Below are 25,275 nucleotides of genomic sequence, written 5' to 3' on the forward strand. Positions count from 1 at the left end.
CAGGGACAGCGCCGCGCCGGGATCGTTCGTCATCAAGGCGCGACAACAGGCGCATAGTCGAACTATGGAACGGTTGTCGCAACACGGAGGACGGACGAAAAGACATGCAGGATGGTATGTCATTTGACAGAAATCGCCTAAGTGTAACCCCCAAGGGGCGAATTTTCCCACTGCGCCCCCAACGGCGCGTGCGGAATCTGATTTTTACCTGTTGCCGGGTTTACACTACCGCGATCCTGCTAGTTACCTGATACAAACGATGCGCTGGCTCGACCGAATCCCCCTCGTTCCCCTGATGTTCGTGGCCCTGCTGCTCGGTCTGGCGCCCTTTCAGCCGGAACCCCACCTGTGGGAGAAACTGAAGATGCTGGCCTCGGGGACCCTCTCGCGGCCTGTCGACATCTTCGATCTCGTCCTGCATGCCGCGGCCCCGGCGCTGCTGGTGTTGAAGCTCGCGCGGGAGGGCTGGCGCGCCTCGCAGGACACGACCTCTCGATAAATCATAGGAGATATCGGATGGAAATGACCCTGGCATCGATACAGCGCGCGGTGGGCGGCGAGATCGAGGGAGACGCCGATTTTGTTGTCTGCGGCGTGAATTCCCTTGACCTGGCCGGGGCCAGCGACATCGGTTACGCCGAGAGTGAGCGCTATCTCGAAAAGGCCAATCGCTCAGCGGCCGGCGTGCTGGTCGTGACGCCGGATTTTCCCTCCCTGCAGGGCAAATCCCTGCTGCGCTGCGGTGTGCCCCGGGCGGCCTTCGTTCGCGTCATGTTTCTATTCCAGGAGTTGCATGCGCCCCCGGAAGGGCTCCGGTCCGGCGCGGTCGTCGCCCCCGGTGCATGGCTCGGCCAGAACGTGTCGGTAGGCGAGAATGCGGTCGTCGGAGACGAAGCCCGGGTGGGCGACGGGACGGAGATCGCCCCGGGTGCGAAGATCGGGAAACGCGTCCGAATCGGGCGAAACTGCCTCATCGGCCCCAACGTCGTGTTGTACGACGGCATTTCGCTTGGCGACAGGGTACGGATTCATGGCGGTGCGGTCATCGGCGGCGAGGGTTTCGGGAACGTCCGAACCGAAGAAGGGTGGATCCGGATACCGCAACTGGGCACCGTGGTCATCGAGGACGACGTCGACATCGGCTGCAACACCTGCATCGACCGGGCCGCGTTCGGTGAAACACGAGTACGCCGCGGCACCAAGATCGACAACTTGGTGCAGATCGCACACAACGGCGACGTCGGAGAAGACTGCCTGATCGTCTCCCAGACCGGTCTGGCAGGCAGTGTCACGCTGGGCAAGAACGTCACCCTGTCGGGCCAGGTAGCCATCATCGAGCACATCAAGATCGGTGAGGGCGCGATCATCGCCGGGCAGACCGGTGTCACCAAGGACGTCGGACCTGGGAAGGTCGTATGGGGCACCCCCAACCGCGCCTTCAAGCAAGTCACGCGGGAACTCGCCGCGCTGGCGCGCCTGCCGAAGCTGTTGAAAGAGGTCAGAGAAATCAATAACCGATTGCGGAAACTGGAAGCCTCCTCGCCTGAGCGCAAGGGATAGGCAACGCCCGCCTATACCCAAGGTTTATCCGCAGGCCCAGTACCCGACGACCCCGGCGATCTTCCCGTCCCTGTAAATCAACGGGATCCTGTCACGCTCCCAGGGTGGCACGCCCGCCTCCTGAAACAGTTTCTTGAGGCGATGGCGATGCCCGCGCCCGGCGGGACTGCAGGACTCACCGCCCTGCCTGAACCGAACCTCGACTGCCTGCCCCGGCTCCGGCAAACGGATCCCCTCGGCGGTGAGCATCTCCCGGGTCAGGACAAGCCCGAGGTGCGGGATCTCCAGTGGGCGCAGTGTGTCCCATACCAATGCCAGGCCCGGATCATGCGCCGGAAGAGGCTCGAGCGCGAACAGCGCATCGCGGTAGCGTCTGACCTCCGCGCCCGGCCAGTGCACACGTGGCGTGGCATCGGACGCCACCCCGAGCACGTCCTCGTCGATCCGCAGCATCTGACCCCGCGTCGGTGGCGGCAGACCATGCCCTTCTATCCACAACCGCAGCACCCGGGACCGCCGCTGCCGCGGGAGCCGCAACAGGCCGGATACGGACAAGGTACCATCGCGATGATCCGCCACGCTTGACAGATCGGCGCGTCCCACCGCTTCCAGCACCGCGGTCCCCTCGGCCTGCAGCATCGCCGCCCTTGTCAGGGTGCGTGACGCCGAAGGCCATCGCGCCCGGATCAGCGGCATTACGACATGACGGAGATAGTTGCGGTCGTAGCCCGTCTCCCGGTTGGCGGGATCGTCCACCCAATCGAGACCCTCTTCCTGTGCGTAGTGTTCCAGGGCAGCGCGCTCGAACCGCAGCAAGGGTCGCGTATGCCATCCCTCATGGAAGCGCGTGCACGCCGGCATGGCAGACAAACCGTTCGGTCCCGCCCCACGCAGGGCCTGCAGCAGAAACGTCTCGGCCTGGTCGTCACGGTGATGGGCCGTCAGCAGAGTCCCGCCCACAGGGAGAAGCTCACCCAGGGCGGCATAACGTACCGCTCGCGCGGCGGCCTCGGGGCTCTCGCCCCGCGATGCGGCCGCTTCGACTCGAACGACACGGCAGGGGACATCCAGCCGGCGACAGAATGCCGTGCAGAACCGGGCCCAATGATCGGCCTGCGGATGCAGGCCGTGATGGACGTGCACACAGCGAAGATCCGTGCCATGCGGCAAGGAGCAGTGTGTTAGTGCGTGGAGCAACGCCACGGAATCTGAGCCACCACTGAGTCCGACAATCCACTCGCCGGGCATGGCATGGGCCAGGATTTCACGCTGAAGCGAGGCCGGGTCGAACTCCCTCTGCATGTCTAACGGGAAATGTCTGTGAGTCGGGGGACGGGAGTCAAGGCCACTGGGGTCCCCGAAGGTGGGAAGCAACTGGCCGCCTGTCCCGGCGGCGGGCTACGTCTTGTACTCCCCGTAATTCATTAACCGCTGGTAGCGCCGTTCGATCAACTGGTCAATAGGCAATTCGCTCAGATCCTGAATTGCGGCGTGGAGCGCATTGCGAATCCTGTCTGCCATGGCGCCAGGGTCGCGATGTGCCCCGCCCAGGGGCTCCGGGATCACCTCGTCGATCAGACCGAGCTGCAGCAGACGTTCGGAGGTAATCCCCATGGCCTCCGCGGCCTCAGGGGCCTTATCCGCGCTCTTCCAGAGAATTGATGCGCATCCCTCGGGCGAGATGACCGAGTATGTGCTGTACTGCAGCATCATCACATGATCCCCCACGCCGATCGCCAGCGCGCCGCCCGAACCCCCTTCGCCGATGACCGTACAGACGATCGGCACCTCCAGCGCGGCCATGACCTGGAGGTTCCGTGCGATCGCCTCGCTCTGGCCACGCTCCTCGGCATCCACACCCGGGTAGGCCCCCGGTGTATCGATAAAGGTGAGAACCGGCAGCCCGAATCGCTCGGCTAGCCGCATCAGCCGCAGCGCCTTGCGATATCCCTCGGGACGGGGCATGCCGAAGTTCCTCCGCACCTTCTCGTTGGTGTTCCGGCCTTTCTGATGACCGATCGCGACGACGGGCTCCCCGTCGAAGCGCGCCAGACATCCGACGATCGCAGGGTCGTCCGCGAATGCGCGATCACCGTGCAATTCCACGAAATGGGTGAACAGCGCGTCCGTGTAGTCCAGCGTGTAGGGGCGCCCCGGATGACGCGCGAGTTGCGACACTTGCCAGGGCGTCAGATTGCCAAAGATCGAGCTCGTCAGGGCCTGGCTCTTCGCCTGCAGGCGCGAAATCTCCTCGTTCAGGTTGACGTCGCTGTCGTTACCGACGTAGCGCAGCTCCTCGATCTTGGCCTCTAGCTCGGCGATTGGTTGTTCGAAATCGAGAAAATCGGGGTTCATATAATCCGATGAGGCAGTTCCTGGCGGGCGCACTATTCTAACGCGCGCCGACGCTTCTGACTAAGCAAGCCCTACCGGGCACGGTCACGCGCCTCCGCCCATAACCTGTGTCAAGTATAACCGTTAGTCCGGGATACCTTGCGCCAGGCACCATCCTGGCAATCCGCCCTCGACGCGTCGATGGACGGTCAATAGACGAGACTTGCGTTGCGAACGCCGTCGAGCTGCGTCAGGCGGCGCAGCAGTTCATCCTCGGGCCGTACGCGCCATTCATCGTCAAGGTCGAGATCCACACAGGCCTCCCGCGAACGGTACCGGAATCGGACGGGACACCCACCTTCCCTGAACGGCGCCAACACCTCGCCAAGTTGCTCCAGCAGCCCGTTCGCGCTGTCCCGGGGGCCCACCTCGATGCCGAGATACCTGGCGAAACGCGCCCGCGCCTGTTCGAGGGCCATGATCTCCCGGGCGCGCAGCCGCATCCCGCCCGAGAACTCGTCGACTCCCAGCTGCCCCTGTACGACGAGGAGTCGATCCTTGCCGATCAGGTTGCCGTACCGAGCGTAGTCGTCGCCAAAGACGCCCACCTCGAGGCGACCGGAGTTATCGTCCAGCGTCAGGAAGGCCATGCGTCCCGATTGCGCGTTGCGTGTGCGAATCGAGGACACCAGGCCCGCGACGACGACGTTGCGCGTCTGCCGGCGCCCCTTCCAGGCGACGCCGTTTGCGCCGGATTCCACCGAGAGGGTGGCGATTCGCCCTTCCGTGAATTGCGCCAACTCCTCGCGGTATCGGTCGAAGGGGTGCCCGGTCAGGTAGAGACCGAGGGTTTCCTTCTCGGCGCAGAGGCGCATCTCCTCGTCCCATTCCGGCAGCTCGGGTGTCCTGACCGGGGTTGGCAGGGTGTTGTCCGCGGCACCGAACAGGTCGCTCTGGCCTGAGAACCTGGCCCGTGCATGCTGCTCGGCCAGGCGCATGGCGTCCGTGAGTTGCGCCATGATCGTCGCCCGGTTGGTCCCGATCGCGTCCATCGCACCGGCCCGGATCAGGGCCTCGAGGACTCGTCGGTTGAGCTTCTGTGAATCCCCGCGCCGGCACACGCGATCGATGTCAGAAAACGGTCCACTCGAGTCCCGGTCGCGGATCAGCCCCTCGATCGCCGCCCTGCCCACCCCCTTGATCGCGCCAAGGCCGTAGAGAATCGTCTTCGGGTCGATGACCGTGAAATCGAAGGCGGAACGATTGATATCGGGCGGTTCGACCGACAGCCCCATCTGCCGGCATTCGTCGATCAGGGTGACGACCTTGTCCGTATTGTCCATGTCCGCCGAGAGCACCGCCGCCATGAAGGGCGCCGGGTAGTGTGCCTTCAGCCATGAGGTCTGATACGAGAGCAGGGCATAGGCCGCGCTGTGGGAGCGGTTGAAGCCGTATCCGGCGAACTTCTCCATCAGGTCGAAGATATAGCTGGCGTTCTGTTCCTCGACCCCGCGCTCGGTGGCGCCGGAGAGAAAGATCTCCCGCTGACGTGCCATCTCCTGCGGTTTCTTCTTGCCCATGGCGCGCCGGAGGAGATCCGCGCCGCCCAGCGAATAGCCGGCGAGGACCTGCGCAATCTGCATTACCTGTTCCTGGTATAGGATGACGCCGTAGGTGGGCTTGAGGATCGCCTCCAGGTCCGGGTGCGGGTATTCGACCTTGGCCTTGCCGTGTTTCCTCAGGATGAAGTCGTCGACCATTCCGGACTGCAGCGGTCCGGGACGGTAGAGCGCCACCAGGGCGATGATGTCCTCGAAGGTGTCCGGCTGCAGGCGCCCGATGATCTCCTTGATCCCCCGTGACTCCAGTTGGAAGACCGCAGTCGTCTCCTGTCGACACAGCAACGCGAAGGTGTCGGGATCGTCGAGCGGGATGTCTTCCAGGCGGACCGGGGAGTCGCCGTCCCCCCCGGCCGCGGCGATATTGCGCAGGGCCCAGTCGATGATCGTCAGGGTGCGCAGCCCGAGGAAGTCGAATTTGACCAGACCGGCGGCCTCGACGTCGTCCTTGTCGAGCTGGGTCACGACACTCATCCCGCCCGGCTCGCAGTACAGCGGGGTGAAGTCGGTCAGTTCCGAGGGCGAGATCACCACGCCCCCGGCGTGCTTCCCCGCATTGCGGGCCAGGCCCTCGAGCATCCTCGCCATGTCGATAATCGCGTGGACGTCTTCCTCCGCTTCGTAGAGTCCGCGCAGCTCCGGCTCCTGTTCGAGAGCCTTGTCCAGCGTCATCCCGATCACGAAAGGAATGAGCTTGGCGATCTTGTCGACAAAACCGTAGCCGTGCCCGAGTACCCGGCCCACGTCGCGCACCACGGCCTTCGCCGCCATGCTGCCGTAGGTAATGATCTGGCTGACCCGCTCGCGCCCGTAGCGACCAGCCACGTACTCGATGACGCGGTCGCGTCCTTCCATACAGAAGTCGACATCGAAGTCCGGCATGGAGACGCGTTCCGGATTGAGGAAGCGCTCGAACAGGAGGTCGTAGCGAATGGGGTCGAGGTCGGTGATCTTCAGCGCGTAGGCCACCAGGGAACCGGCACCGGAACCGCGACCGGGACCCACGGGCACGCCGTTGTCCTTGGCCCACTGGATGAAATCGGCAACGATCAGGAAATAACCTGGAAAACCCATCTCGCAGATCACATCCAGTTCGAGATCGAGTCTTTCCTCATAGCCCCGCCGTGTCTGCGGCGACGGATCGGCCAACCGGGTGACCAGCCCCCGATGGGCCTGCTCGCGGAGGTACCGGTCGGTGGTCATGCCTTCGGGCACGGGAAACTCGGGCAGGACGTTCTTGCCGAAGGTCATCGAGACATTGCAGCGGCGCGCGATCTCCACCGTGTTCTCGAGGGCCTCGGGCAGATCGGCGAACAGCGCCGCCATTTCCCTGGGGGTGCGCAGGAACTGCTGCTCGCTGTAGCGCCTCGGGCGCCGCGGATCGTCCAGGGTGCGGCCGTCGTGGATACAGACCCGAACCTCGTGCGCCTCGAAATCCTCCCGCCGCAGGAACCTGACGTCGTTGGTGGCAACCACCGGGCTTCCGTGTTTCAGGGCGAGGTCGACCGTGGCGTGCAACAGCATCTCGTCGCGGTCGCGCCCGGTGCGCTGTACCTCGAGATAGTAGTCGTCTCCGAAACACGCCTGCCAGAACGCCAGTCGGGACGCGGCCTGCGCCGGATTGCCGCCGATCAGCGCCCTGCCGACGTCACCCTCGGCCGCGGCCGACAACGCGATCAACCCATCGTGCCCCTCGCGCAGCCAGGCGCGCTCGACCAGCGGCGCGCCGTCGTGCTGTCCCTCGATGTAGGCACGCGTCACAAGACGGGTCAGGTTCCGGTATCCCGTTCCGTTGCGGCACAGCAGCACGACACGGGAAGGCGCTTCATCGCCTTTAGTCCCGCTCACCCGCAGATCGACGCCGATCAGGGGCTTGATGCCACGAGCCTCGGCCGCTCGATAGAACTTCACCAGGGCGAACAGGTTGTTGTAGTCCGTCAGGGCGACCGCGGGCATGCCTGCGCCAGCGACACTGTCCATCAGCGGACCGATCCGCACGAGGCCGTCTGCCAGGGAATACTCGGTGTGCAGGTGCAGGTGGATGAATCCGACGGAGTCCGCCATTGCGCTTTCGGGTTCTGCGTCGTTCATCGACCCGTGTAGCGGCTTTCCGTACCCCGGCACCGCAGGGCGCTCAACACGGGCGCGAAGCTGCGGCGATGGCACGGGCACGGGCCGCGTTCAGCCAGTGCGCGGACGTGGTCCCTCGTCGGGTAGCCCTTGTGTCGCGCAAAGCCATAACCGGGGTGAATCGCATCAAGTTCGATCATCTCGCGATCGCGGGTGACCTTCGCCAGGATGGACGCCGCACTGATCGCTTCGACCGTGGCATCACCCTTGACGATTGCTGTCGCGGGTATGGGCAGCCGGGGGCACCGGTTGCCATCCACCAGCACATGGTCCGGCACGGTGTCGAGCGCAGCGACCGCCCTTTGCATGGCTAGCATCGTGGCCTGAAGGATATTGACCTCGTCGATCTCCTTCGGTCCGGCGCTGGCCACCGCCCAGGAGAGACATTTCTCCGTGATCTCCTCGGCCAGTCGCCGGCGCTTCGCAACCCCGATCGCCTTGGAATCCGCCAGCCCGCGAATCGGCCTGTCCGGATCCAGCACTACCGCCGCGGCCACTACCGGCCCTGCCAGCGGCCCTCTTCCCGCCTCGTCGACGCCTGCCACCAGGCCGAACCTCTCGATACCCCCTGTTCCGTTCATGTTCCCCTCACATTCTAGCGCGGCACCGGGACCGAACGACCCGGACATTTCCGCGTCACCGTAAACCCCCTATACTTCGCGTTGATCTCACTGATGGCAAACCTCTATGCCGACACTCAGAACCGCTGTGATCGGCGTGGGTTACCTTGGCAGGTTCCACGCTGAAAAGTTTGCCATGCTACCGCAAAGCGAACTGGTTGCGGTGGCGGATTCCCGTGAGGAGAGCGCTGCGGAGGTGGCGAACAGACTGGGCGTGGACGCCGTCACGGATTACCGGGACCTGCTGGGTCGCGTCGATGCCGTCAGTATCGTCGTCCCCACGCGATCGCACTTTTCCATCGCGCGCGACTTCCTCGGGCACGGTACCCATGTGCTGATCGAAAAACCCATGACCAGCACGGTGGAAGAGGCCGGCGATCTGATCGATCTGGCGCGCGAAAAGGGTCGCGTGCTGCAGGTCGGTCACCTCGAGCGCTTCAACAACGCCATCCTCGATCTCGACCGGGTCCTCGACCGGCCGATGTTCATCGAGTCGCACCGCGTGGCGCCGTTCAAGCCGCGCGGTACGGACGTAAGCGTCATTCTCGACCTGATGATCCACGACATCGACATCATTCTGAACATGGTGGGGGCGGATCTCGACCGTATCGACGCCAGCGGCGTTCCGGTGCTCTCGGACGAGGTCGATATCGCCAACGCGCGCCTGGTGTTCGAGAATGGCTGCGTCGCCAACGTGACGGCGAGCCGGATCAGCATGAAATCCGAGCGCAAGATGCGCATCTTCCAGCACGACGCCTATATCTCGGTGGACTTCCAGGAACGGGTGCTGAGCATCCACCGCAAGGGGGACGGTGAGATGTTCCCCGGGATCCCCGACATCGAGAGCGAGCAGACGCGTCACGAGGACGGCGACGCGCTGAGAACGGAGATCGATCACTTTCTACATGCAGCGATCGAGGGCCGCGAACCGCTGGTCACCGGTGAAGACGGCAAGCGGGCCCTGGAGGCGGCCATGCGAATCACCGAGCTTCTATCCAGCCAGAAACCGGTGTCCCCCGCGAACTCAGGTTCGGACTGACCCGATCGAGGCACAAAGGAGCGCCGCAGATGATCCCGATGGTAGACCTCAAGCGACAATACCGGGAGATCGCCGGGGAAATCGATGCCGCACTGCGCCAGGTGATCGACGGCACCCGTTTCATCCTCGGTCCTAATGTCTCGGCCTTCGAACAGGAGTGCGCGGAATACCTCGGCGCCCCGCATGCGGTCGCATGCGCCTCGGGGACCGACGCGCTCATGCTCGCGCTACGCGCCGCCGGCATCGGCGACGGCGACGAGGTCATCACCTCACCTTTCACGTTCATCGCCACGGCCGAGGCGATCCGCCATGTCGGCGCAAACCCCGTCTTCGTGGACATCGATCCGCGGAGTTTCAACCTCGACCCCGATCTCATCGAGGCAACGGTGACCCGGCACACCCGCGCGGTGCTGCCGGTCCATCTGTTCGGCCAGCCCGCGGACATGGAACACATAACAAGGCTGTGCGAGCGGTATGGGCTTCAACTTATCGAGGACTGCGCCCAATCGTTCGGTGCGAGTCTTCCAGACGGTCGCATGGCGGGCGGTATCGGTGACTTCGGCGCCTTCAGCTTCTTTCCCAGCAAGAACCTCGGGGGATATGGTGACGGAGGGCTGGTAACCGCACGCTCGGAGGAGCACGCAGTGAAACTGCGGGCCCTTCGCAACCACGGCAGCTTCAAGCAATATCGCCACGACATGATCGGCTACAACAGCCGGCTCGACGAGATGCAGGCGGCCATCCTGCGGGTGAAACTCGGGAGAATCGACGACTACAACGAGAACCGGCGGCGAGTCGCCGCACGATACGGATCGCTGCTCGAGGGGACGGGGATCGTCATGCCGCGGGAGACGGACCACGGCCGCCACGTGTATCACCAGTACACGATACTCACGGACAGACGAGACAGGATCCAGACCGCCCTGAGGGATGCGGAGATCGCCTCGGCCATCTACTACCCGGTACCGCTGCACCGGCAGAAGGTCTTCGCAGAAGACTGGCGCGACATCCCGCTGCCGGTCGCGGAGAGTGTGGCCCAAAAATGCCTGTCGCTGCCGATTTTCCCCGAACTGACGGACGAGGAAATCGAACGCATCGCCGCTGTAATCAGGGATGCGCTGTAGTCCGCAGACTCCCCGCTCCGCGATTTAGTCAGCGTTCCTTACGATCCCCCGGGAACTCACCTCGATGAACGAGGCGAACCGCTCGACCTCGACATAGTCACGCCGGAGATTATCGATCGCCTGCTTTTCCTCTTCGGGAACCGTGCCGACCCTGACCAGCACCTTGTAGGCGCGCTGCAGGGCCCGTACGGTCTCCTGTGCGATGCCATCGCGCTTGAGGCCTTCCCGGTTCAGACCGAACGGCCTAGCGAGATTTCCGGAGGCCATCACGTAGGGAGGAAGGTCGCGGTTCAGCGCCGTGCCCATGCCACAAAATGCATGGGTACCGATCCGGCAGAACTGGTGAACGAGCGTGAAACCGCCGAGGATCGCCTTGTCCGCGACCTGGACGTGCCCCGCCAGTGTCGCGCCATTGGAAAAGATGGTCCGCGAACCCACCTGGCAATCGTGCGCGATGTGCACGTAGGCCATGATCCAGTTCTCGTCCCCGACCATCGTCTTGCCCTGGTCCAGGGCCGTCCCCCGGTTGATGGTCACATACTCGCGAATGGTATTGCGGCTGCCGATGATCAGTTCGCTGTCCTCCCCCCTGAACTTCTTGTCCTGCGGGATCTCGCCCAGCGACGCAAACTGGAAGATGCGGTTGTTTTCCCCGATTCGCGCGGGTCCGTTGATCACGACATGCGGGCCGATCCATGTGCCGCGACCCACGCTCACCGAGGGACCGATGACGCTGTAAGGTCCTACGGTAACGTCCTCCGCCAGCTGCGCGGAAGGATCGATGACGGCGCGCGGATCGATCAACTACATTTCTCTCTCGGCACACATCAGTTCAGCCGACGCGGCGATCTCCCCACCGACGCTGGCCTCGGCGTTGAACACCCAGATACCGCGCTTGTGGCGTATGTACTCCACCTTCAGAATCAGCTGATCACCCGGGACGACCTGACGCTTGAAACGCGCCTTGTCGATCCCGACGAACAGAAACTTCCTGTTGGCCGGCATCGACTCAAGGGTGCAGAACGCCAGGACACCCGTGGCCTGAGCGAGGGCCTCCAGAATCAGGACACCCGGCATCAATGGCAGTCCCGGAAAATGTCCCTGGAAGAAAGGTTCGTTGATACTGACGTTCTTGATCGCCGTCAGGGTCTTTCCCGGTTCACACGCGACGACGCGATCGAGCATGAGAAAAGGAAAGCGCTGCGGCAGGCGCTTCATGATCCCGTCGATATTCATAATGCCTTCTGACATCGCTGTTTCCGGTCGAAACATCTTCCGTATAGGCCTGAAGACTTACCGAGCCCGATTCAATCCTTCAGCTTCTTTTCCAGTTCCGACAGACGCTGCGCCATCTTTTCCAGCTGCCGATATCGTACGGTGTTTTTCTGCCAGTCCTGCTGCTTCTGCAACGGGGTCCCGGACGTATAGATCCCCGGCTCCCTGATGGACTTGCTGACGCGTGAAAATCCCGTGATGACCACGTTGTCGGTCAGCTCGAGGTGGCCACCGAACCCGGCACCGCCGCCAATGGTACATTGGCGGCCTATCGTCACGCTACCGGATATTCCGGCACAGCCTGCGATCAGCGAATGCGCCCCGACACGAACGTTGTGTCCCAGCTGGATCTGGTTGTCCAGCTTGACGCCATCCTCGATGACCGTATCCTCGATCGCTCCCCTGTCGATGGTGGTGTTCGCGCCTACCTCCACATCATCGCCCAGCACGACCCGACCTACCTGCGGTATCTTCAGCCAGATGCCCCGGTCGTTGGCCAGACCGAAACCGTCGCTTCCCAGTACCGCGCCGGGGTGTATCAGGCAACGGACGCCGAGCTGTGTCCGGTGGCAAAGCGTGACACGCGCCACTAGACGCGTGTCTTCGCCCAGGGAACAGTCTCTCTGGACAACGCAGGCGGGCCCGAGCACCACGCCGCAGGCGAGGCGGACGCCCGACTCGACGACACAATGCGGTCCGATGCTGACGCTGTGGTGGATGTCCGCATCTTCGGCGACCACCGCAGTGGGATGGACGGCGCCGGCTTGCACCGTCTCGGCGGGATACAGGGCGTTGGCGACGCGCGCATAGGTGACATAGGGATCGTCGCTCACCAGGGCCGCGACGGGACACTCGTCAAGCAATTCCTCCGACAGAATCACCGCCGATGCCCCGGTATCGGCCAGGTAGGAACGGTACTTTTGGTTGCTCAGGAAAGCGATCGATCCGGGACCGGCGGTGCGCAGGGTCGAGACGAAACGAATCTCGGTGCACGGATCTCCCTCTAGACGCACCCCGGTAAGCGATGCCAGTTCCCCCAGCTTCACCGTGGGCCGTCGTCTGGTCTATTTGCCCTTGAACGAACTCTTGAGGCGTTTGAGGATCTGGTCGGTGATATCGATCTTCTTGCTGGCGAAAACCAGATGATTCTCCGCCATGATGATGTCGTATTTCTCCTCCTCGGCGATCTCCTTGATGACCTTGGACACCTCCCGTTGGAGCTGGCTGAGTTCCTCGGTGCGCCGGATATTCAGGTCCTCGCGCAGCTCGTCGGAGTCGCGCTCGAATTCCCGCTTCATCTTCACGATCTTACGCTCGAGTTCGGCGCGCTTGCTTTCGCTCATGATCGCACTATCTTTATCAAACTTATTCTTGAGTTCCTCGATCTCGCTTGCCTCGGCCTTGAGCGAAGCCTCCCGCGTAGAGAACTCTCTTTCCAGGTTCTTCTGGGCCTGCTCCGCCTGAGGGGCCTGCTCCATGATGATCTTGCTGTTGACGAAGCCTATCTTGACGCCACTATCCGCGAGAGCGGGCGAGCCGGCTACCAGCAGAACTACTGCGAACAGCGCACAGTTACGCATCACTGTCATTCTCCAGATTGGTCCTAGAAAAGGGTCCCGACGTTGAACTGGAATGCCTCCAGTTCGTCCCCCGGCTGATCGTTGATCGGCACGGCGTATGAAAACGTCAGTGCGCCGAGGGGCGATATCCACGAGAATGCCGCACCAACGGACGCGCGAAGCGCGGTGTAGTCCCAGTCACTCGGCTGCGCGAACACATTGCCTGCATCGACGAAAACACTCAAGCGCATGTTCTCGCTGCCCTTGGCAAACGGAACGGGGAAGATGTTCTCGACGCTTGCAACCGTACGGAAGTTACCACCAAATGGCCTGCCAGTCGAATCGCGCGGACCCAGCGAATTGGTCTTGTAACCGCGCACACTGCGTATGCCGCCGGCGTAGTATTTCTCGAAAAACGGCAGATCGCCGTCATCGCCGTAACTCTCGCCGAAGGCCACGTTGGTGAAGAACATGCCGGTCAGCCAGCTACGGATCGGAATGTACTGTCGCAGCCGATAGCCGATCTTGTAGTACTCCAGGTCGCTTCCCGGAATGGTCACCTCACCGGTTAGCCGCTGCAGGTTTCCGCGCGTCGCGAATGCGGACTTGTTCCGTGTGTCGTGAACGAAGGTCCCCGCGAAGGGAAAGTCCAGATATTCGTTGCCGTTTTGCGCGATGAATTCGAAGATCTCCTGAGGCGTGTTCGAGTTCGTGTCGATCTTGATGTTCTCTACGGACAACCCGCCACGGATGGTATCGACCTCTGTGATCGGCGCACCCAGGTTGACGCCAACGTCCAGGGTGTCGGCCGTGTAGGATGAGACGTTCGCCTCTGCGGCATTGATGTCGGAATAGGTGGCATGGAATCCCGCGCTCACCCCGTTGATGGTGAAATAGGGATTGACATAGGACAGACTGTAAATCGTGCTGACGCGGCTGTTGTCGAACCGCAGGCTCACCCGGCGCCCGGTGCCGAGGAAATTGTCCTGATTGAGACTGAGATTGAACAGGATTCCCTGCGCCTGGGAGAAACCAACACCCACGGAAAAGCTGCCGGATCGCCTTTCCTTGACGGTGACGTTGAGGTCCACCAGATCATCGGAACCCGATACACGATCGGTCTTGATGTCCACGGACTCCACGTAGGAAAGGCGCTGAATACGACGGCGGGACAGGTTGATCTTGTCCAGAGAGTACCAACCGCCTTCCATCTGGCGCATTTCACGCCGAAAAACCTCATCCTGCGTGCCAGTATTGCCGAAGAAATTGATATGACGCACATAGGCCCGCTGCCCGGGATCGACGAAAAACGTTAGCGAGACCTCACGGCGCTGCTCATCGACTTCCGGGATCGGATTGATGTTGGCGAAGGCATAGCCATCGTCACCCAGCCTGCGCGAGATGTTGTCGGTCGTCTTGACGACCTTCTCGCGGGAAAAGGTATCACCGGCGTGGACGGCGGTCAGGCGCCGGAGTTCCTCTTCGGGGACGACGAACTCGCCCGCCAGCCTGACCTCCTTGACGACGTATTTGTCACCCTCTTCCAGGTTGATCGTGACGTAAATATCGCGATTGTCCGGCGTGATGGAAACCTGCGTGGAATCCACGTTGAACTTGAGATATCCACGATCGAGGTAATAGCTGCGCAGCTTCTCGAGGTCGCCCGCGAGCTTTGCCTTGGCGTACTGATCGCGGGAACTGAACGGATTCCACCAGGGCGCCTTGCCTGAGCTGAACTCGTCGGTGATGTCGTCGGACTTGTAGCTCTCGTTCCCGACCAGGGTGATGCGCTTGATCTTCGCCGGCTTGCCTTCCGAGATATCGATATCGATGTCCACGCGATTGCGGGGCAGTTCGTTGACCGTCACGTCGATCCGTACGTTGTACTTGCCGCGGGCGAAATACTGCTGGCGCAGCTCGTTCTCGAGCCGCTCGAGCACGGAACGGTTGAAAACCCGGCCCTTGGCGATCCCCACGCCCTTGAGCGCCTTCTCGAGGTCCTCGTCCTTGATGTCTTTGTTGCCGTCAAACTTCAACTCGGCAATCGCCGGACGCTCCTTGACCCGGATCACCAGTACATCGCCGCGACGCAGCAGCTGGACGTCGTTGAAGAATCCGGTCTTGATGAGGGCCCGGATCACCTCGGCGCTGCGTGCGGTATCGAAGCTGTCGCCGACCTTGACCGGCAGGTAGTTGAACACGGTGCCGGGCTCGATGCGCTGGACGCCAAGGACCTCGATATCGTCGACCGTGAAACTGTCGGCGCGGGCGACGGCGCTGAGGGAAAACATCCAGACCATCATCAGGCGGATGAGCGCCGTGCGGAGGCAGAGACGCGGGCGCTGGCCGGCCTCACCGTCCCACAACCTCCAGCCTGTCTTCCGGATGCTGCGAGGCGGCATTCAGTCTATCCAATCAACCTGACGATATCGTTGTAGAAAGCCAGCCCCATCAGAGCGGCAAGCATGGCAAAACCGATACGTTGCCCAACGGCCTCGGCCGCGTCCGACACCGGGCTGCCCTTGATCAGCTCGATGAGGTAGTACATCAAGTGCCCTCCGTCCAGGATGGGCACGGGCAGCAGATTCAGGATGCCGATGCTGACACTGAACAGCGCCAGGGCGCCTAGGAAGGCGGAGACCCCGATTAACGCCGAAACGCCAGCGAATTCCGCGATCGTCACAGGGCCGCTGATATTCTTCAGGGAGGCCTCCCCGATCACCAGCTTCCAGAGTACGCGTAAGGTCAGTAGGGTAATGTCCCAGGTCTTGATGACCGCACGGCCCAATCCCTCGATCGGGCCGTAGCGCACGGTGACCCGCATCCAGTCATACTGGTCCGCGTCAATCTTCGGGTAGGCGCCTATCCGCCCGATCGTCTCACCCCCATCCCGGTCGGATCCGACCTTCAACGGGACATTCAGCATCGCACCGTTCCGGTCGATCCTGACGGTCAGCGTTTTTCCGGGATTGGCCCGCACGACCTCGACCCAGTCGTCCCAGGTCTCAACCGGTGCGTCGTCGACCGAGAGAATCCGGTCTCCGTCACGCAATCCGTCGCGCTGCGCCGCGCCTCCGTCGACCAGACGACCGAGGACCGGTTCGACCTCTGGTCTCCACACCGCAATTCCCACCTTGTCCAGCAGCTCACCGTCGGCCAGCAGCGATCGGGTATCCGTGAGGTCCATCGTTACGGTTTGCGGAAATCCCCGTTCGCGACGGACCCCGAGCTCCACGACACCGGTCTCGAGTGCCTGTTCAAGCAGAATGATCACGGTGTTCTGCCAGGTGGGTGTCGGCTTGCCATTGACCGAGACGATCTCGTCGCCGGATTGCAACCCGGCCTGCTCCGCCAGCGATCCCGGATCAGGAGTCCCAATCACGGGCCGTACTCCGCTCACGCCGAGCATGAACATCAGCCAGTAGGCGAGAATCGCAAGCAGGAAGTTCGCCAGCGGCCCCGCAGCGACAATGGCCATACGCTTCCAGACTGGCTGTCGATTGAAGGCGCGACCGAGGTCCTGGTCGGGCACCTCCGTCTCTCTCTCATCGAGCATCTTGACATAGCCGCCGAGGGGGACCGCCGCGATCACGTACTCGATACGGTCCTCACCGGCGACACGCTTCCACAGCGGCCGTCCGAATCCGACCGAGAACCGTAGCACCTTGACACCGAGTTTCCGTGCCACCCAGAAGTGGCCAAACTCGTGAAACGTCACCAGGGTTCCGACGGCGACGACAAACGCCGCGATATTGATCAGTACGGACATCATCCTCTCCCGAGGTACCGATGGGCCGCCAATCTGCCTTCCTCGTCGGCCGCGAGTATCGCGTCAAGCGAATCCGCCGCCTGTACGGTGACCGACTCCAGCGCGGACTCAATGGCGGGCGGAATCCGCGTAAACGGGATCTCCCGCTCCAGGAAACTCTGCACCGCCACCTCGTTCGCCGCATTCAGAATCGCGGTTGCCGTGCCCCCCGCGACAAGCGCCTCGCGAGCGAGCCGAAGACAGGGGAAGCGTTGCTCGTCGGGTCTGGAGAAATCCAGGTGCGCCACCTGAATCAGGTCCAGTAGGTCGACCCCCGAGGCGATCCGCTCCGGCCAGGACAACGCGTAGGCGATCGGGGTACGCATATCTGGGTTGCCGAGTTGCGCGAGTACCGAACCGTCGGCATAGGACACCATGGAATGGATGACGCTCTGCGGGTGGACAACGACATCGACGCGCCCGACCTCGGTATGGAACAACCAGCAGGCCTCGATCACCTCCAGCCCCTTGTTCATCATGGTAGCCGAATCGACCGAGATCTTCCGTCCCATCACCCAGTTCGGATGGGCGACGGCCTGATCGGGCGTTACCTGATCCAGTCTGTCAAGAGGCATCTCGCGAAACGGTCCGCCTGAGCCCGTCAGTAGAATCCGGGCCACGCCGACGGTGTCTAGCCCTCGGGCAAAATCCCCTGGCATGCACTGAAAAACGGCATTATGTTCACTGTCGATGGGCAGTAACTCGGCGCCGTTTCGGCTCACTTCATCCATGAACAGCCGCCCGGACATCACCAGCGCCTCCTTGTTCGCGAGCATCACGCGCTTTCCGGCACGTGCGGCGGCCAGCGTGGGTAGCAAACCAGCGGCGCCCACGATGCCGGCCATCACGTAGTCCGTCGCTGCAAGCGCCACGACCTCCTCCAGCCCCTTCACGCCGGCGAGAACCTCTGTTGAAGGACAACCTTGCCGTAGGCGGGTGCGCAGTTGCTGAGCTGCGTCCTCGTCGCGCATCACTGCATAGTCAGGCCTGGTCGCCTCACATTGTCCGACCATACGATCGACGTTCGAGTTCGCCGTCAGGGCCACGACCCGGAAACGATCCGGATGCCGCGCCAGCACATCCAGGGTATTGACACCGATGGTACCGGTAGAGCCTAGAATCGAAACCCCCTTGGGGGTTGCCTGACCGAACTCAGTCATACCCAGTAACCATCATGTTGCCGAGGGGACGCGAATCCAGTACAGACCCAACCAGAACACTGGGGCCGCCGCGGTCAGACTGTCGATACGATCCAACACCCCTCCATGGCCGGGCAGGATGCGTCCGCTGTCCTTCACGCCGGCACGACGCTTGAGAAGGCTCTCGAACAGGTCGCCCTCCACCGACACCAGGGCGGTCAGGAGGCCGAGCAGGACAAAGTAGGCGCCGGCAACGAGTCCTGCCTCGAACCACCGCGCACCGGCCAGACCAAGTAACAATGTTGCCACCAGGGCACCCAGCACACCTTCGCGACTCTTCCCCGGGCTGAGGACCGGGGCCAGCCGGGTCTTGCCGAATCGCTTCCCGCTGAAATACGCCGCGGAATCGGCCAGCCAGATCAACACGAAAAGATAGAGGAGTAGGGAGGGACGTATGGCGTGCAGATCCACCAGCGCAAGCCATGAGGGGGCGAGCACGGGCAACCCCGCCACGATCATCCCGATCCTCGAACCGTTCCCACCAGGCTGGTAACTCGCCAGCGCCACCAGGACGAAGACCCACCACACGACCCCGAGCGCGACGAAGGGGAGTTGCAGTCCCCGTTGCCGCATCCACCACCCGAAACCGGCCAGCACGGCGACGAGCAGCGTATAACCCACTCTGGCGGGAATCGATTTCAGTCCCGCCAGGCGTGCCCACTCCCAGGCACCGACCAACACAATTGCCAACAGCACCACTGCCAATGTCTTGGAAGGCAACATCATGACTGCGGTTACCGCCACGATCCCCGCGACCGCGGCCGTGATCACACGCTGCCTAAGCATCGTCATCCAATTCCCGCACCTGTTCCCCTGTCTTGCCGAAACGCCGTTGCCGCCCCGCGTAGTCGTTAAACGCCTCCGCAAGCGACGCCTCATCGAAGTCCGGCCACAGGGTATCAGTGAAATAGAGCTCGGTGTAGGCGAGCTGCCAGAGCAGGAAGTTGCTGATGCGATGTTCCCCGCCGGCGCGAATGAAAAGGTCCGGCTCGGCGAGACCGGCCGTCGAAAGTCTCTTGTTGAGCGCCGATTCATCGATCGCAGACGAATCCATGCCGGATTCTCCCACATCGGCGATCAGTTGTCTGACTGCCTGGACGATGTCCCAGCGCCCTCCGTAGTTGGCGGCGATGTTCAGGAGCATACGCTCACCCGCCGCAGTGGTATCCTCTGCTGCGGCGATCTCCTGCTTGAGTCGTGGTGAGAAGCCGTCTCGATCCCCGATGAAACGCATTCGGATTCCGTTCTCGGCCAGGCGCCCGGCCTCCCGCCTGAGCGAATGGAAGAACAGCTCCATCAGGCTGCTGACCTCGGCGGCGGGCCTGCGCCAGTTCTCGCTGCTGAAGGCGAACAGGGTCACCACCTCGACACCCGCCCTCAGGCAGTGCTCGACGATCCGACGGGTGGCATTGACACCGGCCTGATGCCCTGCCGGACGTGGCAGCATGCGGGAACGGGCCCACCGTCCGTTCCCGTCCATGATGATGGCTACATGCCCCGGAATCTCCTTCCGGGACGTCGAATCACTCGTCATTCTCGTCGATTTCCCGATTCGACATCCTCATCGGCCAGGGTCAGCCTGTCGGAGGTGACGAATCTGGCAGGGGCAGAAGGCATACCGAAGGACTCGATGTGCGTTTTCCGCACTGAGTTCCCGGCAAACCGGAGAAGATGGCAATCGATCGCGAGCGCTCGGCGCCATCCTAAAAAAAGGGGCGATGTCACCGACTACCGGTGAGCAAGCCCGCCACGATACCGGCCGAATCCGGAAATTCAGTGCCCGCGGGAGTTCTAAAACTCCATGAGCTCCTGCTCCTTTTTCGCCAGAATCTCCTCGATCTCGGAAACGTGAGTGTCAGTCAGTTTCTGGATACGCTCTTCTGCCCCGTGTTCGGCGTCCTCGGAGATCTCCTTCTCCTTTAACAGCTCCTTTAGGTCCTGGTTCGCATCTCGTCGGATGTTTCGTACCGCCACGCGCCCGCCCTCCGCCTCGTGCCGGACGACCTTGACCAGGTCCCGGCGGCGCTCTTCGGTGAGGGGAGGCATGGGCACCCGGATCACCATACCGGCCGAAGATGGATTCAGTCCCAGATCCGACTCCATGATGGCCCGTTCCACGACCTTGATCATCTCCCTTTCCCAGGGCGACACGGCGAGCGTACGAGCGTCCTCAACGTTGACCTTCGCCACCTGCTTGATCGGAACACGGCTGCCATAGTAGTCAACCGTCACGTGATCGAGAAGGCTGGTATGCGCCCTACCGGTTCGAATCTTGGCCATTTCGTGACCGAGCGCCTCGACACTCTTGCGCATCCTCTGATCGGCGTCCTCGATGATTTCATCGATCATTGTGAATTGTCCTCATCGCAAACGAGGGTACCGATTTCCGCGCCCATGACGGTGTCGTGCAAGGCCCCGGGGCTGAACATGTTGATGACTCGCAACGGTATCCCGTTATCCCGGCAGATCACCAGGGCAGTGATGTCCATTACGCCCAGCCCGCGGGTGATCGCCTCGTTGTAGCTTATCCGGTCGAAGCGCTTCGCGTCCGGATACTTGACCGGATCGGCATCGTAGACGCCGTCGACCTTGGTCGCCTTGATCATCAACTCGGCGCCGATCTCACTGGCCCGCAGGCTTGCCGCAGAGTCCGTGGTAAAAAAGGGGTTGCCGGTTCCTCCGGCAAAGATCAAGGCCCGCCCAGCGTCCAAGTGACGTTGCGCCTCGTTGCGATCGAACAGCTCGCAAACGGCGCCGATCGGAAACGACGACATGACCCGGCAGTCCACATCGACCTTGCGCAGCGCGTCCTGCGCGGCCAGCGCGTTGATCACCGTCGCCAACATCCCCATCTGATCGCCGGTAACCCGGTCCAGCCCCCTGGCGGCCAGCTCGGCACCGCGAAAGATGTTGCCTCCCCCAATCACGACAGCAACCTGAACGCCGCGCTCGCCAAAAGCTGCGATCTCGCCGGCAATGCGATCCAGGATCCCGGGATCGATCCCGGAGGCCAGCGCACCCATTAGCGCCTCGCCGCTCAGTTTGAGGAGTATGCGCCGGAAACGCGGTCCGGAGGAATCCGTCATATCGACTGGGACTCGATCGTACCCGCGCAAAAAACCGCCCCGCTCTGGCTGGCGACCAACCCGCCCGGCGATCGCGCCATTCGGGCGATTACATTCATTCAAGCGCCCTTGACCTGAGCCATGACCTCTTCGGCGAAGTTTTCCTGCTTCTTCTCCAACCCTTCACCGACCTCGAATCGCACGAACCCGTTAACCTTCGCGTCTGCGGATCCCAGCAGTGCCCCCACGGTCCGCTCGGGGTCCTTCACGAACGGCTGCCCCAGGAGGGTGATCTCGCCCAGGTACTTACGGATCCTGCCTTCGACCATTTTCTCTATGATGTTCGCCGGCTTGCCGCTGGACGCTGCCTGTGCGGAGAGGATCTCCTTTTCCTTCTCCAGTACCCCGGGCGGAACGTCAGCCTCGGCGACACACATCGGTCGGCTCGCAGCGATGTGCATCGCGACGTCGCGTACCAGGGTGTCCTCGCCGCCTTCGGCATCGACGAGCACGCCGATGCGCGTACCGTGGAGATACGAGCCGATTTGCCCTCCATCCGAGACCACCCGTTCGAACCGCCTCACCTGGATGTTCTCCCCGATCTTGCTCACGAGATCGAGTCGCGACTGTTCCACCGTATGATCGTCCGAGCCCGCCAGATTCATGGCATTCAGCGCTTCGACGCTTGCGGGGGACTGTTCCAGCACGGTTTCCGCGACCGCCGCGGCAAACGCCCCGAAGGAGTCGTCCTTGGCCACGAAGTCCGTCTCGCAGTTGACCTCAACGATCGCGGCAGTCTGCGCACCCTCGCCCATCGCCAGGGTAACGACACCTTCCGCCGCGATCCGCCCGGATTTCTTGTCGGCCTTGGCCTGACCGGACTTGCGCATTAGTTCGACCGCGGCGTCCATGTCTCCAGCAGTTTCCGTCAGGGCCTTCTTGCATTCCATCATCCCGGCGCCGGTACGTTCGCGGAGCTCTTTCACCAGGGCGGCAGTGATTTGCATCATTAAAAATCCTCAGCTGTATGTCCTGTTCGAAAAGTCCGGGCATCTATCAGGCCGGGCCGGAGTGCCTTTTCGTGACTGGCCCGTCAGGCCGGCTCCCCTGTCGCCGCGTCGCCGCCCGTGGATTCCTCCGCGGCAGCAGCGCCACCGGCTCCCTCCTCGACCTCGACGAATTCGTCGTCGGAGGCGCCGACGATCCGCGTCTGGGCCACACCTTCGATGATCGCGTCCGAAGCCACCGTGGTGTAGATCTGTATGGCGCGAATGGCGTCATCGTTTCCGGGGATCGGGTAGTCGACACCCTCGAGCGAATTGTTCGAATCGACGACGGCCACCACGGGAATTCCCAGCTTGACCGCCTCGCTGACGGCGATGCGCTCGTAACCCACGTCGATGATGAATACGGCATCCGGAAGGCCCGACATGTCCTTGATGCCACCAATGCTGCGCTCGAGTTTCTCCATCTCGCGCCTGAGCTGCAGAACCTCCTTCTTCCCGAGATGCTCAAACGAGCTCTTGGTCTCCATCTGCTCGAGTGCCTTGAGCCGCTTGATAGAATGCGCCACCGTCTGAAAGTTGGTGAGCATGCCTCCCAGCCACCGATGGTTCACGTAGGGCATAGAGCAGCGTTCGGCCTGCACACAGAGGGTGTCGCGAGCGGCCCGTTTGGTCCCTACGAAGAGGATTTTGCCGCCTTTTGACGCGATCTTTCCGAGATAGTTGGCCGCTTCGGTCAATAACGGCAGGGACTTCTCGAGGTTGATGATGTGAATCTTGTTGCGGTCGCCGAAAATATACGGTGCCATCTTCGGATTCCAATAACGGGTCTGATGCCCGAAATGCACACCGGCTTCCAGCATCTGGCGCATGGTTACGCTTGACATGTCTTGACTCCTTGGCTCTACGGGTTCGACCTCCACGTACCCCATCCAACGACCCGTCGGTTCGCGATCAATCGCGGCGACCGGGCACCCGGCTGGATGTGACGGTGCGTGTGAGAGATTGATTCGGTCCGTTCGCGTGGCGACACAGATCGCCCGACCTGCCGGAGTGTATCCGGCGCCGTTGCGACACCGCCGAAGCCGCGCACGACGGACCGCATGGATTTCGCTTCCGGCCGGATTTGCCTGAAGCGCGCGCTTTATACCATAATCGTGGGCTATCAACAATTTGAGAGCTGTCTCCGGGCCGAAGGATCTCCCGGGAGGCAAGGCGTCACCCCGCAACAGACGCCACCTGAACGACTTAGGGCGACCGACCCCGTTTTTTCGTCCCAAGACGGCGGTTCCCTCGCCCGCCGTGATCCCTCCGCCCCGGCGACCAACGATCACCCTGACCAAAAATCATGAGCGTCACGATCAAGAGCAACAGTGAAATCGACCGTATGCGTATCGCCGGACGCCTCGCCGCGGAGGTCCTGGAGATGATCGGGGACCACGTCGGTCCCGGGATCTCCACCAACGAACTCGACCGTATCTGCCACGACTACATCGTCAACAATCAGAAGGCGACACCGGCGCCGCTTAACTATCGCGGGTTTCCCAAGTCAATCTGCACCTCGGTAAACCATCAGGTGTGCCACGGTATCCCAGGTGAACGTCTACTCAAAAGTGGAGACATCGTCAACATCGACGTCACCGTTATCAAGGACGGTTTCCATGGAGACACGAGCAAGATGTTTCTGGTAGGCAAGACACCCCCCCATGCGCGACACCTGGTGGATGTCACCTACCAGGCGATGAGGGCCGGAATCGACAGGGTACGACCCGGCGCCTGCCTGGGGGACATCGGCCACACGATCCAGACCGTTGCGGAGAACCACCGATACTCCATCGTTCGCGAGTACTGCGGGCACGGCATCGGGCGGGAGTTTCACGAGGATCCCCAGGTGTTGCACTACGGGGAACCGGGAACCGGGTTGGAACTCCTGCCGGGCATGACCTTCACCATCGAACCGATGGTGAACGCCGGTCGTCGGCACGTAAAACTGCTCCCGGATCAGTGGACCGTCGTCACACGGGACCACCGACTCTCGGCGCAGTGGGAACACACGATTCTCGTCACCGACGATGGACGCGAAGTACTCACGACTCGCAGTGAAGAAGACTTTTCCGGCTGACGGACGCCTATCGCGTCGTCACGCTTCGCCGGCAATCGGATCCCTACCTGGCCAGATGACGCTCCCCGCCCTCATCGACGCGCTTCCCGACTGGATTCGAGCCCTCATGCCCTGGCAGGAACTGGCAATTCCCTGTGCCGGCAGCGACGGCCCCCACGCGGAGCACTGCAGGAGATTCCTCAAGGCTGCAGACGCGGCGCTCGAATCGGCCTTTCTGGACGGGGAGGATATCGCGTCGCTGGTCCATGGCCGTGCGGGTATCGTGGACGTCGTACTCCAGCACGCCTGGTCCGGTCTCGGACTGGACGGCGATAGTCTCGCGCTCGTCGCGGTCGGGGGATACGGGCGGGCCGAACTGCACCCCGGATCCGACGTGGACCTACTGATCCTGACTGGGAAAACCCTGGATCAGGGCACCCAGAGAGGGTTGTCGGACTTCCTGACCCTGCTGTGGGACCTGGGCCTGTTGATCGGCCACAGTGTCCGAACCGTGGATCAATGCGTCGAACAGGCCGCCACCGACGTGACGGTGGCGACCAACCTGATGGAGACGCGGTCGCTCCGCGGAAATCCGGACCTGTTGGCCGCCGTACGCGAGCGAACCTCACCGGCCCACATCTGGCCAAGTCGGGAGTTTTTCGAGGAGAAGCTCAAAGAGAGGCGACGGCGGTACGTGAGGTACGGCGAAAGCGCCTACAAACTCGAGCCCAACGTGAAGGAGGGACCGGGTGGCCTGCGTGACATTCAAATGGTCGGCTGGATCGCCAAAAGACACCTGGGCGCATCAAGCCTCCACGAACTCGTCGGGCACGGGTTC

At 62.4% G+C, this 25,275-nt stretch carries 23 protein-coding genes; 6 read left to right on the top strand and 17 right to left on the bottom strand.

The genetic code is table 11. The features are described from left to right. Window positions 1-259 precede the first annotated feature (259 nt). Both LJE91_03965 and lpxD (LJE91_03970) read left to right on the top strand, forming a co-directional pair. Complete coding sequence (locus tag LJE91_03965) at window positions 260-499, top strand: RND transporter (protein MCG6867896.1); 240 nt, start codon at window positions 260-262, stop codon at window positions 497-499. A 17-nt stretch (window positions 500-516) separates the two neighbouring features. After that, the gene (gene lpxD, locus LJE91_03970) at window positions 517-1,560 is read left to right on the top strand and encodes a UDP-3-O-(3-hydroxymyristoyl)glucosamine N-acyltransferase (GenBank protein ID MCG6867897.1); all 1,044 of its coding nucleotides are present in this window, start codon (window positions 517-519) and stop codon (window positions 1,558-1,560) included. A 24-nt stretch (window positions 1,561-1,584) separates the two neighbouring features. Here the strand turns inward: lpxD (LJE91_03970) and tilS are convergent, their stop codons facing one another. The 4 genes from tilS to rnhB form a co-directional block, all read right to left on the bottom strand. Further along, window positions 1,585-2,862, bottom strand: a complete 1,278-nt coding sequence (tilS, locus tag LJE91_03975; protein MCG6867898.1) for a tRNA lysidine(34) synthetase TilS — start codon at window positions 2,860-2,862, stop codon at window positions 1,585-1,587. 96 nt (window positions 2,863-2,958) lie between these two features. After that, window positions 2,959-3,915, bottom strand: coding sequence for an acetyl-CoA carboxylase carboxyltransferase subunit alpha (locus LJE91_03980; GenBank protein ID MCG6867899.1), 957 nt, complete (start codon window positions 3,913-3,915; stop codon window positions 2,959-2,961). Window positions 3,916-4,103: 188 nt separating this feature from the next. Then, window positions 4,104-7,577, bottom strand: coding sequence for a DNA polymerase III subunit alpha (dnaE, locus tag LJE91_03985; GenBank protein ID MCG6867900.1), 3,474 nt, complete (start codon window positions 7,575-7,577; stop codon window positions 4,104-4,106). Window positions 7,578-7,600: 23 nt separating this feature from the next. After that, window positions 7,601-8,224: a ribonuclease HII gene (gene rnhB, locus LJE91_03990; GenBank protein ID MCG6867901.1), complete on the bottom strand. Its 624-nt coding sequence runs from the start codon at window positions 8,222-8,224 to the stop codon at window positions 7,601-7,603. 106 nt (window positions 8,225-8,330) lie between these two features. Between rnhB and LJE91_03995 the strand changes: the two genes are divergently transcribed. Together LJE91_03995 and LJE91_04000 are read left to right on the top strand one after the other, a co-directional pair. After that, window positions 8,331-9,302, top strand: a complete 972-nt coding sequence (locus LJE91_03995) for a Gfo/Idh/MocA family oxidoreductase (protein ID MCG6867902.1) — start codon at window positions 8,331-8,333, stop codon at window positions 9,300-9,302. Window positions 9,303-9,331: 29 nt separating this feature from the next. After that, on the top strand, window positions 9,332-10,426 hold the full coding sequence (locus LJE91_04000; protein ID MCG6867903.1) for a DegT/DnrJ/EryC1/StrS family aminotransferase: 1,095 nt from the start codon (window positions 9,332-9,334) through the stop codon (window positions 10,424-10,426). A gap of 24 nt (window positions 10,427-10,450) precedes the next feature. Here the strand turns inward: LJE91_04000 and lpxA are convergent, their stop codons facing one another. From lpxA to rpsB, 13 genes are all read right to left on the bottom strand, one after another. Further along, window positions 10,451-11,230, bottom strand: coding sequence for an acyl-ACP--UDP-N-acetylglucosamine O-acyltransferase (gene lpxA / locus LJE91_04005; GenBank protein MCG6867904.1), 780 nt, complete (start codon window positions 11,228-11,230; stop codon window positions 10,451-10,453). Further along, window positions 11,231-11,677, bottom strand: a complete 447-nt coding sequence (fabZ, locus tag LJE91_04010; GenBank protein ID MCG6867905.1) for a 3-hydroxyacyl-ACP dehydratase FabZ — start codon at window positions 11,675-11,677, stop codon at window positions 11,231-11,233. It lies immediately after the preceding gene. Between the two features lie 56 nt (window positions 11,678-11,733). After that, window positions 11,734-12,747: a UDP-3-O-(3-hydroxymyristoyl)glucosamine N-acyltransferase gene (gene lpxD / locus LJE91_04015; protein MCG6867906.1), complete on the bottom strand. Its 1,014-nt coding sequence runs from the start codon at window positions 12,745-12,747 to the stop codon at window positions 11,734-11,736. Window positions 12,748-12,765: 18 nt separating this feature from the next. Next, complete coding sequence (locus LJE91_04020) at window positions 12,766-13,281, bottom strand: OmpH family outer membrane protein (GenBank protein ID MCG6867907.1); 516 nt, start codon at window positions 13,279-13,281, stop codon at window positions 12,766-12,768. A gap of 23 nt (window positions 13,282-13,304) precedes the next feature. Next, the gene (gene bamA / locus LJE91_04025) at window positions 13,305-15,563 is read right to left on the bottom strand and encodes an outer membrane protein assembly factor BamA (GenBank protein MCG6867908.1); all 2,259 of its coding nucleotides are present in this window, start codon (window positions 15,561-15,563) and stop codon (window positions 13,305-13,307) included. 104 nt (window positions 15,564-15,667) lie between these two features. After that, on the bottom strand, window positions 15,668-17,029 hold the full coding sequence (rseP, locus tag LJE91_04030) for an RIP metalloprotease RseP (GenBank protein ID MCG6867909.1): 1,362 nt from the start codon (window positions 17,027-17,029) through the stop codon (window positions 15,668-15,670). Next, complete coding sequence (gene ispC / locus LJE91_04035) at window positions 17,029-18,228, bottom strand: 1-deoxy-D-xylulose-5-phosphate reductoisomerase (protein ID MCG6867910.1); 1,200 nt, start codon at window positions 18,226-18,228, stop codon at window positions 17,029-17,031. Before ispC ends, rseP begins: the two co-directional genes overlap by 1 nt. A 12-nt stretch (window positions 18,229-18,240) precedes the next feature. Beyond that, complete coding sequence (locus tag LJE91_04040) at window positions 18,241-19,059, bottom strand: phosphatidate cytidylyltransferase (protein MCG6867911.1); 819 nt, start codon at window positions 19,057-19,059, stop codon at window positions 18,241-18,243. Beyond that, the gene (uppS, locus tag LJE91_04045; protein ID MCG6867912.1) at window positions 19,046-19,801 is read right to left on the bottom strand and encodes a di-trans,poly-cis-decaprenylcistransferase; all 756 of its coding nucleotides are present in this window, start codon (window positions 19,799-19,801) and stop codon (window positions 19,046-19,048) included. The genes LJE91_04040 and uppS overlap by 14 nt, the downstream gene beginning before the upstream one ends. 257 nt (window positions 19,802-20,058) lie before the next feature. Further along, window positions 20,059-20,616 (bottom strand): ribosome recycling factor, encoded by a 558-nt coding sequence (gene frr / locus LJE91_04050; GenBank protein MCG6867913.1) that lies wholly within the window; start codon window positions 20,614-20,616, stop codon window positions 20,059-20,061. Next, window positions 20,613-21,353, bottom strand: coding sequence for a UMP kinase (gene pyrH / locus LJE91_04055; protein MCG6867914.1), 741 nt, complete (start codon window positions 21,351-21,353; stop codon window positions 20,613-20,615). The genes frr and pyrH overlap by 4 nt, the downstream gene beginning before the upstream one ends. 98 nt (window positions 21,354-21,451) lie before the next feature. Then, complete coding sequence (gene tsf, locus LJE91_04060) at window positions 21,452-22,339, bottom strand: translation elongation factor Ts (protein MCG6867915.1); 888 nt, start codon at window positions 22,337-22,339, stop codon at window positions 21,452-21,454. Window positions 22,340-22,425: 86 nt separating this feature from the next. Then, on the bottom strand, window positions 22,426-23,223 hold the full coding sequence (gene rpsB, locus LJE91_04065) for a 30S ribosomal protein S2 (protein MCG6867916.1): 798 nt from the start codon (window positions 23,221-23,223) through the stop codon (window positions 22,426-22,428). A 461-nt stretch (window positions 23,224-23,684) separates the two neighbouring features. On the opposite strand from rpsB, the gene map reads away from it, so the two are divergent. Beyond that, the gene (gene map / locus LJE91_04070) at window positions 23,685-24,458 is read left to right on the top strand and encodes a type I methionyl aminopeptidase (GenBank protein MCG6867917.1); all 774 of its coding nucleotides are present in this window, start codon (window positions 23,685-23,687) and stop codon (window positions 24,456-24,458) included. Between the two features lie 55 nt (window positions 24,459-24,513). Beyond that, window positions 24,514-25,275: nucleotidyltransferase domain-containing protein (locus LJE91_04075; protein ID MCG6867918.1), on the top strand; the 762-nt coding region annotated here is incomplete at its 3' end.

Source organism: Gammaproteobacteria bacterium (assembly GCA_022340215.1).
GTDB lineage: Bacteria > Pseudomonadota > Gammaproteobacteria > JAJDOJ01 > JAJDOJ01 > JAJDOJ01.